At 59.1% G+C, this 13,186-nt stretch carries 15 protein-coding genes; 7 read left to right on the top strand and 8 right to left on the bottom strand.

The window, feature by feature from the left end; genetic code table 11:
- Positions 1 to 575: 575 nt before the first annotated feature.
- The 8 genes from QZR14_RS15880 to QZR14_RS15915 form a co-directional block, all read right to left on the bottom strand.
- Entirely contained in the window at positions 576 to 1,232 is a 657-nt protein-coding gene (locus QZR14_RS15880) for a DUF2931 family protein (protein WP_311997061.1), read from the bottom strand.
- A gap of 10 nt (positions 1,233 to 1,242) precedes the next feature.
- The gene (locus QZR14_RS15885) at positions 1,243 to 1,881 is read right to left on the bottom strand and encodes a DUF2931 family protein (protein WP_311997062.1); all 639 of its coding nucleotides are present in this window, start codon (positions 1,879 to 1,881) and stop codon (positions 1,243 to 1,245) included.
- Positions 1,882 to 1,909: 28 nt separating this feature from the next.
- Positions 1,910 to 2,566: a DUF2931 family protein gene (locus QZR14_RS15890; protein ID WP_311997063.1), complete on the bottom strand. Its 657-nt coding sequence runs from the start codon at positions 2,564 to 2,566 to the stop codon at positions 1,910 to 1,912.
- Entirely contained in the window at positions 2,566 to 4,107 is a 1,542-nt protein-coding gene (locus tag QZR14_RS15895; protein WP_311997064.1) for a DUF2235 domain-containing protein, read from the bottom strand. Before QZR14_RS15895 ends, QZR14_RS15890 begins: the two co-directional genes overlap by 1 nt.
- Before the next feature lie 136 nt (positions 4,108 to 4,243).
- Complete coding sequence (locus tag QZR14_RS15900) at positions 4,244 to 4,606, bottom strand: DUF6124 family protein (RefSeq protein WP_016982978.1); 363 nt, start codon at positions 4,604 to 4,606, stop codon at positions 4,244 to 4,246.
- 507 nt (positions 4,607 to 5,113) lie between these two features.
- The gene (locus QZR14_RS15905; protein ID WP_311997065.1) at positions 5,114 to 5,593 is read right to left on the bottom strand and encodes a GNAT family N-acetyltransferase; all 480 of its coding nucleotides are present in this window, start codon (positions 5,591 to 5,593) and stop codon (positions 5,114 to 5,116) included.
- 13 nt (positions 5,594 to 5,606) lie between these two features.
- Positions 5,607 to 5,819: a DUF4287 domain-containing protein gene (locus QZR14_RS15910; protein WP_311997066.1), complete on the bottom strand. Its 213-nt coding sequence runs from the start codon at positions 5,817 to 5,819 to the stop codon at positions 5,607 to 5,609.
- Between the two features lie 230 nt (positions 5,820 to 6,049).
- Positions 6,050 to 6,598: a cytochrome b gene (locus QZR14_RS15915; RefSeq protein WP_311997067.1), complete on the bottom strand. Its 549-nt coding sequence runs from the start codon at positions 6,596 to 6,598 to the stop codon at positions 6,050 to 6,052.
- Between the two features lie 209 nt (positions 6,599 to 6,807).
- Here QZR14_RS15915 and QZR14_RS15920 point away from each other — a divergent pair, with 209 nt between their 5' ends.
- From QZR14_RS15920 to QZR14_RS15950, 7 genes are read left to right on the top strand one after another with little or no spacing between them, the layout of a single operon-like run.
- A complete protein-coding gene (locus tag QZR14_RS15920) occupies positions 6,808 to 7,485 on the top strand; it encodes a thermostable hemolysin (protein ID WP_250606745.1) in 678 nt (225 codons plus the stop codon).
- Entirely contained in the window at positions 7,475 to 8,956 is a 1,482-nt protein-coding gene (locus QZR14_RS15925) for an AMP-binding protein (protein WP_311997068.1), read from the top strand. The genes QZR14_RS15920 and QZR14_RS15925 overlap by 11 nt, the downstream gene beginning before the upstream one ends.
- Positions 8,953 to 9,627, top strand: coding sequence for a TenA family transcriptional regulator (locus QZR14_RS15930; protein ID WP_311997069.1), 675 nt, complete (start codon positions 8,953 to 8,955; stop codon positions 9,625 to 9,627). Before QZR14_RS15925 ends, QZR14_RS15930 begins: the two co-directional genes overlap by 4 nt.
- Positions 9,614 to 10,423: an SDR family oxidoreductase gene (locus QZR14_RS15935; RefSeq protein ID WP_123448905.1), complete on the top strand. Its 810-nt coding sequence runs from the start codon at positions 9,614 to 9,616 to the stop codon at positions 10,421 to 10,423. Before QZR14_RS15930 ends, QZR14_RS15935 begins: the two co-directional genes overlap by 14 nt.
- Positions 10,420 to 11,064: a tetratricopeptide repeat protein gene (locus QZR14_RS15940; protein ID WP_250606747.1), complete on the top strand. Its 645-nt coding sequence runs from the start codon at positions 10,420 to 10,422 to the stop codon at positions 11,062 to 11,064. The genes QZR14_RS15935 and QZR14_RS15940 overlap by 4 nt, the downstream gene beginning before the upstream one ends.
- Positions 11,065 to 11,075: 11 nt before the next feature.
- A complete protein-coding gene (locus tag QZR14_RS15945; protein WP_007910671.1) occupies positions 11,076 to 11,738 on the top strand; it encodes a response regulator in 663 nt (220 codons plus the stop codon).
- Positions 11,735 to 13,150 carry an ATP-binding protein gene (locus tag QZR14_RS15950; protein WP_311997070.1) on the top strand — a complete coding sequence of 472 codons (1,416 nt, stop codon included), beginning with the start codon at positions 11,735 to 11,737 and terminating at the stop codon, positions 13,148 to 13,150. Before QZR14_RS15945 ends, QZR14_RS15950 begins: the two co-directional genes overlap by 4 nt.
- Positions 13,151 to 13,186 lie beyond the last annotated feature (36 nt).

Raw genomic sequence — 13,186 nt, forward strand, 5'->3', positions numbered from 1 at the left:
TTGAGATCAAGGCTGCGAAGCCATGGTAAAAAAAGCCCTTACTCTACATTAAATAAAAATGGCGCCATCAAATATATAGAGAGCGGCCTCACGGGAAAGAGAAAAGCAACTCACTTACATGCGGCCTTTAGATCAGTTGGCGATTGTTTCTGGGTGACAGAGATTGAAAATACTATCACTGTAGCTCTGGGACAAAAGTATGGCTTCGATAAAGTTAGGGGTGGCTCTATAATTCACCCTTGGAATCACAAGCTAAGTGATATTAAAGTGGAGAACCTAATTCGACGATTTAGTTGTAGTGATATTAGACTTAAATACAAGCTAAACGAAATAAATTTAACTCAAGAAAAGCCATTTGTCTTCCCGCTTACTCGGCGAAGGAATACATAGCAAGGCATTCAAGCCCGCTCGCCGGACGCGCTTTCAGCGCGCCAGCCCAGTCCCAGTGAGACTGTCCGCTTTTGGCCGAAAGCGGACCTTCGTTGAGCTCAGCATTGACGCGGTGGCTGTCAAAGGTGATTCACTCCAGAAAACGCCACTGAAAGCAGGCAAGAGAAATGACTCCTACCTCTTTCCTACCAACTTCCATACGGAATGCCGAACTTGTGGATATACCTCTTGGCTTTTTCACTCACCGGATAGGCGTAGTGTCCACCGCGCTTCCCTTGCTCCGGGCCTAGCGGTTCAATCTCGCCTTGAGAATGAGCGACTTGGACCGGGCGATGGCATGAGTCTCTGACCCAAGCTTGTAATACGCCACCTGGGGCCAGACCCACGTACAGCGACGCCATGTATCGTGCAGCTCTTTCAGGAGTTTCCGGGCAACGTTGGTGCGTTGAGTCAACCATCAATTGCCTGGCTGATTCTGGGATTTCAATGAAACCCTTGTAGGTCTTCTGCTCTGATATGGACTGCCAACGGACGAAGATGAGTTTGGGAAGATCGGCACCGATTACCGGCATACCGGAACCACTGACAGTACCCCAACCTCGGGCAGACTCTGTGCCATCTTCTGATTCACCTCCGGCAGCGGTTCTCCCGCCTGCCTTGAAAAACGTCCTGTTTTTGATGTCCAGAACTGTGCTGTCTTCTACCCAAACCTTCATGTAAGCCGGTTCAGTGAAGGCCAGTCCCCACCAATCGGATCTCGGATCGTTCTCGGCTGAAAATGGGTCGGTAGCCTGGCATCCAGCTACCAGTAAAACACTCCAAATTAATATGATTTGCTTCATTGGCGGACGGTTACCAACTCCCGTAAGGGATGCCAAATTTCTCGATATACCGCTTGGACTTTTCGCTGACGGGATACGCGTAGCGTCCTTGGTTTTTGCCTTGACTAGGCCCTAGCGGTTCGATCTCCGCCTGTGCTCTGGCGACATTGACAGGATGGTGGCATGAGTCTCTGACCCAGACTTGCACGACACCACCGGGCGCCAGGCCCAAGTGGATAGACGCGTTATAACGCCCCTTTTGTTCAGGTGTTTTTGCACAGCGCTGGTTGACGGACTCAAGCATGAGCTGTCTGGCTTCCTCTGGAATATCGATCCAGACCTTATACGTTTGCGGTTCAGCAATGGATTGCCAACGGACATAGATCCGTTTGGGAAGATCAGCACCAACAACAGCTTTTCCGGTGCTTCCCACGCCATGCCAACCACGGGCAGAGTCAGTGCCGTCTTCCGGTTGGCCGCCTGAGGCGGATCCTCCGCCAGTGCGCAAAAAGGTCTTTCCCTTGATGTCTTCTACTGCGGTGTCCTCGACCCAAACCTTCATGTAATTAGGCTCGGTGAACGCGAGTTCCCACCATGGAGACCTAGGATCATTTTTTGTGGAAAGCGGATCAGTTGACTGGCAACCGGTAATCAACAGAGCAACAAACATCGTTATCAGCTGTTTCAACGGATGACGACTACCAACTCCCATAGGGAATGCCGTACTTGTCGATATACCGCTTGGCCTTTTCACTGATGGGATAAGCATACTGACCACCATTCTTACCCAACTCGGGCCCCAGCGGCTCCAACTCAGCCTGGGCACGAGCGACTTTGACTGGGCGACGGCATAAATCTCTTACCCACACTTGCACCACACCACCCGGGGCGAGTCCCAAATAGACGGAGGCCATGAAGCGTGCTGTTTTCTCGGGAGTTTCCGGGCAGCGCTGATGGGTAGACGTCACCATCACTTGCCTGGCTTCTTCAGGGATATCTACCCACGCCCGGTAAGTTTTTTGCTCTGGAATCGATTGCCAGCGGACAAAGATCCGCTTAGGTAGCCCTGCCCCAATAACCGGTTTGCCTGTACCACCAACACCTATCCAACCGCGCGCCGATTCTTTGTCGTCATTCGGCTCTGCACCGCTGGCGTTCCCTCCCCCGGCTCGCAGAAAGGTCTTACCGTCAATGTCTTCCACAGAGCTGTCTTCAACCCACACATTCATGAAATTGGGTTTGATAAACGCCAGCTCCCACCAAGGGTATTTGGGATCGTTTTCACCTGAGGTGGAGCTTGTCGCGTGACAGCCGGTGAAGACCAAAACGCCCAATAGAGCTACGAGTATTCTCATTACCAAAGCTTCCAATCAGCTACGTGAGGATGCTGCACGCGAATGCCATCGTCCGTGGGTGCATTGATGTAAACGGCTCTCAAACCGCTGCCGTCACGTCTCCCTTGCGGGTGATTCCAGTTGGCAGAGGTGTGGATGTATTTCAGTTTCAGCAATTGCTCTTCTTCTGCGGTGGTGCTGTAGTCGCCGGCGATGAACCTGTCACAGAGCGATTGCAGTTCCTGAGGAACGGCATACTCGGTTCGTCCAGGAATGTCGGTGAACGGGACACCTTTTTCTTTGGCCAACTGATACATCACTCTCAAGTAAACCGTTGAGAGTTTGCCACTAACCGGGCGTTTGAGTTGTAGCCCAGCGTATACGCGTTTTTGCTTAGGCCCGAAACGATCTTGCGGATCGGCCGGCAAAGCAAGCGCAGTGGGCGTTACGATTTCCAAAAGATGAGCAGGCCAGCCTTTGGCTACCCACTGACTTTTTACCCGAGCGGCATCCTGATAGATCGAGGTTGTTTTCACGTCAGTGTTGCTCCAAACATCAAGCGTTTGCATAGGACTGACCAAAACACACTCTTCGACTTCATCGAGGTAGCTGCCCCCGATATCCGAGTGGACACCTGGAAATGCGTATTCTGGATAGTCGGGTTTGACGTTACTGAGGGCGAAGTTGGCCCGACATTCGTCGCGCGCAACCAAGTGGACGACGTCCTTGAAAAAACGCGGATCAAGGTACAGTTTTACGCCCGGTGCTATGGGGCTTTTCACCCTGCCAAAATTCGTGAAGCCTGCAATTGACGGCACTGTATCGAACAGCCCAATGAAGCCCATTCGGATGCTGCCACCGTACTGGTCGACAAAGGTCCGGGAGAAATTATTGGCGTAAGTGGCCAATAGATCCCTAAGCGGCCCCTGCTTGCCTCTTACGATTTCATTTGAGAAATGGCGAGCTGCCGCTGCGCCTCGACTGAATCCGAAAGTATCAAAGGTGATAGATGTAATTTCACTGCCGGGATTCTCTTGAAGGGCATCCTCAAGGACTTGTTTGATGAAGGTAAACGAAGTCTGAACACGCCCTGCGACTCCTGTCTCTCCACGCCCCATGCCTTGACCGACCAAACTGTCTTCTTCATTGGATTGAGTACCAATGCCTTCAATGTACAAAGGGCGGGATACCTGCTTTATCGGTCCCTCTCCTTCAGCAATCGGAGCTTCGTAATATAGGTCGGCAAGCTTTTTTATGTTGGTCGCGCCAGCGCCATAACTGCTGTCCGGATCCCCCATATAGGGCTGACAACTGGCGGGGATATCCTCGGGAGCTATGGGATGCTGCGCCCCACACAGCAATCCCGCCGCCGTGTTGTTCGCATTATTCCCAGTGCCATCAAAGAAAACCCCAATCCTCAACGCAATCCCGATTTTCTCAGGTTCGCGCGCAGGTTCTTTCCCGTGTTTCTCATATTCCGCCCAACGCTGGGCGTGAATATCGACGGGTTTGGCTTCTTCGTAGCGGTAGTTTTTCGGGGGGTTGGGTACGTAGCCACTCATCCGTGATTCCTGGTTCTGATCCTTGAGAACGGCCCGAAGGGTGACAGCCGTGGCTGGGGGGCGCAAGCCGTGGCCGTGTGCCAGCCGGGGTGTGACAGCGGGGTTCGACGAGGGTTTCCCCTCGTCGAGGTGGGGGTTAACTGGCGATTTCGACGTTATCCAGCGCTTGGTTGACGGCGATTTCGCCGAGCATCACGACTTGGGCGATGCCCAGTGCGGTTTTGCGGTGCGGGGTGTCGAGCATGGCGGCGAAGTTGAGGAGCATTTCGCTGGCGGAGCCGAGGGTTTCGCTGGCGTTGGCGAGCAGGGATTCGCTGTTGTACTTGGGGTTGGCGAGGTACATGCGTTCGGGTTGTTGGGTGCTGGCCATGATTTGGCTGGCGGGTTTGAGGTAGTGGTCGAGGGCGCGTTCGGCGGCTTCGTGGAATCGCTTGGAATCGGGGGATTCGTAGGGGGATGTGGGGTCGGTTTCGGGTGGGTTGGGTGTTGGTTTGATCATTGATGAAGCTCCTACGTCAAAAAAAGGAGCCATCACTCTCGCTACCAAACGAGGGTGGCGGCCATGCGCAGGTTGGTAGACCGGGACGTAGAAAACCGGCGCGCCCGAAGACGCCCTGTGCATGACCACCATAAAGCCGTGTCGAACAGACACTGCGAATCATGATGCTTATGCAATCTACGAAAACTCAGGGCTACCAAACCCGATCACTGTTTTTCAGCGACCGACAAACGATAGAACCCGCGACCTAGACGCACAAGCCGGCGGATTCTGGCTTAGTCGTAGGTAACGGCGCAAGGCGTTGTAGGGTTTCGGTGTTTACTTGAGGCTTCATTTAAACAGTTGTGGTTTTACTGTTTATTTCGGTCAGTGGTTGATGGGGTGGCTGGGCTGGCGTCTTCGCGAGCAGGCTCGCTCCCACAGGTTTTGTGTTGGGCTTCTGGGTTCGCGGCGGCCGGGCTGACGTCATCGCGGGCAAGCCCGGCTCCCACAGGGATTGGGGGATGGCTATGGTCGGTGGCGTGTCATGTTGATGAGGGCGGATCGTCCACCATTTGGCGCCGGGCGCTCTTCGATGGAAAACGGCACGAAACCAAGTTTCGGATAGAGCAGCAGGCCAGCGGTGTTTTCGTTGAAACAGGAGAGTTGCACTTCCTTGGCCTGGTATTTTTCGAAACCCAGCGCGGTCATGGTTTCGACGATGTACCGCGCCACACCCTGGCCACGGGCATATGGCGCGACGATGACGTTGCCAATACAGCAGATGCCATCGTGCTCAGCGCGGTAGAAATTGGCGAAGCCGACGAACTCGCCGTTGGCCAGAAAAGCCGTGGAGTCGAAGCGCTGGCTGATTGCGCTGTGCATCTGCTCTTCGGTCAGCGGGAAGTTCGCTTTCGGGAACATGAAGAACAACTCTTGTTCGCCCTGGGGAAAGCTGCAGAGGGTGTTGACGTCGTCGGCCGTCACTGGCCGGTGGGAGAAATTCATCGCTGCCCTGCCCTCACTTTTTACCCGCCAGATGATGCGCAACCAAGGCGTTGGCATGACCGTGGCCCATGCCGTGTTCGTCTTTAAGCATGGCCACCAGTTCCATGTGTTTCTTGTCGGTGATACCGGCGAGCAGGTTCAGCCAGTGATTGATGGGCTGGCCGTATTTTTTCTCGATGGAGGGGAAGTACGACGCCGGGCCTTTTACCTTGTTGTCTTCGCTCATGCTGCAAGCTCCCTGTGGTCACGACGGAGGGTCGGCGGACGCTCCTTGTCGGCAGGTCATAGAGTGGACGCGAAGTGCGGTTCCGGCAACTGCCCCGCTCTGCCAGACACCACAAAAAACTGTGGGAGCGAGCCTGCTCGCGAAGGGGCCTTGTCAGCCAAAATCATCGTAGGCTGACACACCGCTTTCGCGAGCAGGCTCGCTCCCACAGGGGGTGTAGTGGATCAGGGTTATTCGGTGCGGCCGGGCAGCATCCGCACCAGCGTGTTATCCCGCACCCAATAATGGTGGAACAACCCCGCCAGCGCATGCAGCCCGATCAGCCAGTAACCCGCGCTGCCAATCAGTTCATGCCAGTACTTCAGTTGCTTGGCGAAGTCCGGGTCGATGGCCACGGGTGCCGGGACGTGGAAGCCGAAGTACGGGAAGGGTTTGTCGCCCGCCGCGAGCATCAGCCAGGCGAGGATTGGGGTGGCGATCATCAGCCCGTACAGTGCCAGGTGCATCAGGTGCGAAATGCCGGTCTGCCACGCCGGTGGCTTGGGGGTGATCGGTGGGCGCGGGGTGAGGCGGCCGAGCAGGCGGATCCACACGAGGGCGAAGATGCTCGCGCCGAACAGGCCGTGGAAGCCCATCAGCAAGCCGCGCGCTTCGCTGCCCTTGGGCAGGTAGCCCTTGATTTCGACGCACGCGTAGACGCCGACAAACAGCGCCAGCATCAGCCAGTGCAGGGTGATTGAGAGTTTTCCGTAACGGGTTACGGCGATGTCGCGGGACATAAGCTGCGCCTCTTGATTGTCATGAGTGACGGCCAATTCGTTCGACCGCCTCGCTCCGGTTGTTGGGCGAACCGACGGCGTTACCCTGCCCGCCCAGTCTTAAGAGAGTCTGAAGACAGACCCTCAGGTTAACCTTTTTTTACCTTCAGACTTCGTTAAGAAATGGCTTGGATACTCCGCTCAAACCTATTGAGGGAGGCGTTCTGCCCATGCCCGATTTTGACTGGAACATCCCCCTGCCCCTGCGCTTCGGTCAAGCCGAAACACCGCAGATGACACTGACCGGCGCGCTGCCCGACGACACTCTGCGAGCGTCGTTTGAGAGCTTTATCCAGCAACGCTTTCGCAAGGCCCATGGCGCCGATATCCGCCACTTCATGCCCGAGCTGTTCGGCATGCACAACGGCGAAGGCGAGTTGTGCGCCGTGGCCGGGGTGCGTCGCGCGCATCTGGAATCACTGTTTCTCGAGCGCTATCTGGATGAGCCGATCGAGCCGTTGATCAGCGCGGCGGCAGATCGTCCGGTCGAGCGCAGCGCCATCGTCGAAGTCGGCAACCTCGCCGCCAGCGACACCGGCAGCGCGCGCCTGAGCATCATCGCCATCACCTATCTGCTGGCCATGGGCGGCCTGGAATGGGTGACGTTCACCGGCAACATCGGCTTGGTCAACAGCTTCCATCGCCTGGGTTTGAAGCCAGTGACATTGTGCGCCGCTGACCCGGAACGATTGGGTGACGAGCGTCAACACTGGGGCAGTTATTACGAAAGCAAACCTTGGGTGCACGTCGGCAACATCCGCGCCGGGTTCGTCCATTTGCGCGATATCGGTCTGTTTGCCCGCCTGGGTTTGCCGGGCTCGATTGAAGGAGCCTGTCATGTCGCTTGAACTGCAACGCTTCCAGGAAACCTTGCGCGACCATGCCCGGCGCAATGACAACGCGACGGCCCTGTGGGGCGACACGCTGAAACTCGATTACGCCACGATGTACGCCGAGGTGCTGTATCGCCAGGAGCGTTTGCGCGATGAGCAAGCGCAGGTGATTGCACTGGCGTTGGACAATGGCGTCGACGCGATGCTGTGGGATCTGGCCGTGCTGTTCGAGGGCCTGACCTGCGTGACGCTGCCGCCGTTTTTCAGTGCGGCGCAACGTGCTCATTGTCTGCAACAGAGCCAGGCCGAACGGGTAATCGCCGAGCCGGAACTGGGCGCCGAACTGCTCGCAGCTGGCTATGAACAACGTGGCGAGTTCTGGTGCCGCGCGTTCAGTGGCCCGAATCGCATGCCGGCCGGCACCGCGAAACTCACCTTCACGTCCGGCACCACCGGCACGCCGAAAGGTGTATGCCTGAGCGCCGACAGCCTGCTGCGGGTGGCCCGGGAGCTGCATCAGGCCAGCGAAGTGACCGGCCCGCAGCATCATCTGGCGCTGTTGCCGCTGGCGATTCTGCTGGAGAACCTTGGCTGTTACGCCGCGCTGTATGCCGGCGCGACGCTCAGTGTACCGAGCCAGAAAACCCTCGGCATTCAAGGCGCCAGCGGCGTCGACATTCCGCGCTTGCTCGGTTATCTGGCCAGCCGTGCGCCGGAGAGTCTGATCCTGGTGCCGCAGTTGCTGCTGTTACTGGTCAGCGCCGCCGAACAGAAAGCCTTCGACCCGCAAACCCTGCGCTTTGCCGCTGTCGGCGGTGCGCGAGTGTCGGAGGATCTGCTGCACCGTGCGCAACGGGTCGGGCTGCCGGTTTACGAAGGCTACGGCTTGTCCGAATGCGCCTCGGTGGTGTGCCTGAATCGCCCCGGCGCGCGCCGCCCCGGCAGCGTCGGCCGGCCGTTGCCGCATGTCGAAGTGCGCCTGGCCGAGGACGGCGAAGTGCTGATCAAGGGCTCGACGTTGCTCGGTTATCTGGGCGACGCGCCGTACGCCGAGGAATGGTGGCCGAGCGGCGATCTGGGCGAGTTCGACCCGGAAGGTTTTCTCTATCTCAAGGGCCGCAAGAAGCACCAGTTCGTCACCAGTTTCGGGCGCAACGTCAACCCGGAATGGGTCGAGTCCGAGCTGACCCAGCGCCGCCACATCGCTCAGGCGTTCGTCTACGGCGAGGCCTTGCCGCATAACCACGCCCTGCTCTGGCCACATCGTCCGGACTGCACCGATGCCGAACTGGCCGCTGCCGTCGCCGAAGCCAACGAGGCTTTGCCCGATTACGCCCAGGTGCATCAGTGGACGCGCCTGCCGCACCCCTTCACCGCCGCCAATGGCTTGCTCACCGCCAATGGCCGCCCGCGCCGCGACGCCATCGTCGCGCAGTACCACACCCAATTGACCGAATCCGCTGTTTCCGAGGAGTCCGCATCATGAGTTTTTTTGACACCCTGCAAGAAGCCACGCAACAGGAACGCCACGAACTGTTCAACCTGCCGATCATCGTCGATGCCCTGCAAGGCAAGGTCAGCCTCGACAGTTATCGGGCGTTTCTGGCGCAGGCGTATTACCACGTGCGCCACACCGTGCCGCTGATGATGGCTTGCGGCGCACGCCTGCCGACGCGTCTGGAATGGCTGCGCAAAGCGGTGGCCGAGTACATCGAAGACGAATACGGCCACGAGCACTGGGTACTCAACGACATCGCCGCGTGTGGCGGTGACCGTGATGCGGTGCGCGACGGTCAGCCGTCGTTGTCGATCGAACTGATGGTCAGCTTCCTTTACGACCTGATCGCCCGGGGCAATCCGGTGGGTCTGTTCGGCATGGTCAACGTGCTCGAAGGCACCAGCATCGCCCTGGCCACCCACGCGGCGGGCAGCATTCGCGAGCGTCTGGCGTTGCCGGAAACGGCGTTCAGTTACCTGAGTTCCCACGGTTCGCTCGACATCGAGCACATGCAAACCTATCGGCGCCTGATGAATCAGCTGGAAGATCCTGACGATCAAGCCGCCGTGATCCATGCCTCGAAGGTCGTCTATCGCCTGTACACCGACATGTTCCGTGGCTTGCCGCGTGACGCGGAGGCTCAACATGCAGCTGCGTGACGCGCGGGTGGTACTGACCGGTGCCAGTGGCGGCATCGGTCTGGCCATCGCCGAAACCTTGTGCGCTGCCGGCGCCCGCGTGCTGGCCGTGGCGCGGCATCAGGAGGCACTGCTGCCGTTGCTCAAGCGCTACCCCGACTCGTTGTGCTGGGTCGCCGCTGACCTGACCTTCCTCAGCGACCGGCGCAAAGTGCTGGTCGCCGCCGAAGCCATCGGCGGTATCAACCTGTTGATCAATGCCGCCGGGGTCAATCACTTCGCCATGCTTGAACAGCTGGATGACAGCGACATCAACGCGATGCTGGCGGTGAACATCAGTGCGCCGATGTGCCTGACCAAACTGCTGTTGCCGCTGCTCAAGCAGGCCGACAGCGCGATGGTGGTCAACGTCGGTTCGACCTATGGCTCGATCGGCTACCCCGGTTACGCCAGTTACTGCGCGACCAAATTCGCTTTGCGCGGGTTTTCCGAGGCGCTGCGCCGGGAGCTGGCCGACACCCGCGTCAGCGTGCTGTACGTCGCGCCCCGCGCCACGCGCACCTCGATGAACAGCGCCGCCGCGCAAGCGTTGAACGACGCGCTCAAGGCCAACGTCGACGACCCGCAAACCGTGGCCTCGGCGGTGATCCATGCGATTGCCGGTGATCGTCGCGATCTCTACCTGGGCTGGCCGGAACGCTTCTTCGTGCGCCTGAACAATTTGCTCCCGCATCTGGTGGATCGCGGCCTGCGCAAGCAGTTGCCGTTGATCCGCCGCCTCAGTGAAAAACCTGACAACGAGTCGCCAAAACCATGAAAAAACTATCCGCATGCCTGTTACTCGCTGCCCTGAGTCAAAGCGTCTGGGCACTGGAACCCGCCGACCAGCAACGTCTCGAGGGCATCCAGCAGAATTGGGCGCACATCCAATATGAAGTGGCGGAAAAACAACGCGCCGCCGCGTTCGAACAATTGGCCAGCGAGGCCAACGCGTTCACCACGCAGCGCCCGGCGGTGGCCGAAGCGTGGATCTGGAAAGGCATCGTCACCAGCAGTTGGGCCGGTGCCGAGGGTGGCCTCGGAGCCTTGGGCAAAGCCAAGGATGCCAAGGCCGATCTGGAGAAATCCCTGACCCTCGACCCCAAAGCCCTGCAAGGCTCGGCCTACACCAGCCTCGCCGCGCTGTATGACCGCGTGCCCGGCTGGCCCATCGGTTTCGGCGACAGCGACAAGGCCGAGCAACTGCTCAAGCAAGCCTTGCAACTCAACCCCAATGGCATCGACAGTCTGTACTTCTGGGGCGATCACCTCTACCGTCAGAAGCGCTACGCTGAAGCCAAAGCAGCGCTGCTCAAAGCCCAGCAAGCCGCGCCGCGCCCGGGCCGGGAAAGTGCCGATGCCGGGCGCCGCAAAGAAATCGCCAGCCTGCTGCTGGACGTGAACAAGAAACTCGACTGACAGGAGTCCGCGTGCGTTTATTACTGGTTGAGGATGACGTGGCGCTGGGTGAAGGCATTCATCAGGCGCTGGGCCGCGAGGGTTACACCGTCGACTGGCTCAAGGACGGCAGCAGTGCGTTGCATGCGCTGCTCAGTGAAACCTTCGATGTCGCCGTGCTGGACCTCGGTCTGCCGCGCATGGACGGCCTGCAAGTGCTGCGCCGCCTGCGCGACAGCGGTTCGAATCTGCCGGTGCTGATTCTGACTGCCCGTGACGCTACTGAAGATCGCATCGCCGGGCTCGACGCCGGGGCCGACGACTACCTGATCAAACCGTTCGACCTGGACGAACTCAAGGCACGCTTGCGCGCCTTGTTGCGGCGCAGTGCCGGGCGCGCCCAGGCGTTGATCGAACATGCCGGCATCAGCCTCAACCCCGGCACCCAGCAAGTCAGCTATCAGGGCCAACCCGTGGCCCTGACGCCCAAGGAATATCAGTTGCTGCACGAACTGCTGTCGCCACCGGGCCGGGTGATGACCCGCGATCAACTGATGCAACTGCTCTACGGCTGGAATGAAGAAGCCGAAAGCAACACCCTCGAAGTGCACATCCACCATCTGCGCAAGAAATTTTCCACCGACCTGATCCGCACCATCCGTGGTGTGGGTTATCTGGTGGAGGAGCGTCGATGACCTCGATCCGCCGCCGCACGCTGACCCTGATCATCGGCCTGTTGCTGGCCGGTCTCGCCGTTCTTAGTACCTTCAACCTGCACGACAGCAACCACGAAATCGCCGAGGTGTACGACGCGCAATTGGCGCAGAACGCTCGCTTGTTGCAAGGCGTGATGCGCATGCCCTTGGCAGGCAAGCAGCACGCTGAACTTTATCAAGCGTTCAATTCTGCGCTGGGCGAAGCGGTGCCACGCGGCGAAGGTCATCCCTACGAACGGAAAATCGCCTTTCAGGTATGGGATCCTGCCGGGGATGTGTTGGTGCACACCGCCAGCGCCCCGTCCTTCAGTGCACCGCCAACGCAGCCGGGCTTCAGCGATGTGGTGGATCTGAACAACCGTCACTGGCGCGCCTTTCTTCTCGAAGACCCGCAGAACAACCTGCGCATCTGGGTCGGTGAGCGCGACGATGTGCGCGCTGATCTGGTCGACCGCATCGTCCGTCACACCCTGTGGCCGAACATGGTCGGCAGCTTGCTGCTGGCGGCGATGGTCTGGCTGGCGATCGGCTGGGGCCTCAAGCCGTTGGCGAACATGGCCGAGACCCTGCGCGCCCGCCACAGCGGTTCGCTGGAACCGTTGCAACTGGCGCCGCTGCCCAGTGAGCTGGAACCGATGCAGGCAGCGCTCAACCGCATGCTCGCGCAGATTCAGGAAGTGCTCGGCCGCGAACGGCGTTTTATCGCCGATGCCGCCCACGAAATGCGCACGCCGCTGGCGGTGCTGCGGGTGCATGCGCAGAACCTTCAGGAGGCCGGCACCGAACAGGAACGCCGCGAATCGCTGGCGTTTCTGATCGCCGGGGTCGACCGCACAAGTCGCCTGGTCAACCAGTTATTGACCATGGCGCGCCTGGAACCGAAACCCAACCCGCCGCCGCTGCAACCCATCGACCTCAGCGAAACCGTGCGCAACAGCCTGGTGCAACTGACGCCGTGGTTGCTGAGCAAACACCTTGAGCTGGCCTTTGAAGACAGCGCCCAGCCGTTCAACATCATGGCCAGCCCCGGCACGATCGACATTGCCCTGAACAACCTGATCACCAACGCTGCCAACTTCTCCCCCGAACACGGCGTGATCACCGTACTGCTCAGCCAGGCCGAGGGTTTCTACCACTTGAGCGTTGAAGATCAGGGACCGGGCATTGATGAAGCAGATCGGGCGCGCTTGTTCGAACGCTTCTACAGTCGCGGCAATGCCCACGGCGCGGGGCTGGGGCTGACGATCGTCAACACCATCGCCACGCAGTTGGGCGGGCGAATCACGTTGGTCAACCGCGCCGAAGGTGGTTTACGCGCGACCTTGTCGATTCCCGACGGGCATCCGCGCTCCGCTGCGCAACGCAGCACCCGTGAGCCGCCGCCGGCCTGAGCCTGATTGCGGCGCCAGAAGCGCCATCGGCCGGTA

Source organism: Pseudomonas sp. rhizo66, assembly GCF_031931925.1.
GTDB lineage: Bacteria > Pseudomonadota > Gammaproteobacteria > Pseudomonadales > Pseudomonadaceae > Aquipseudomonas.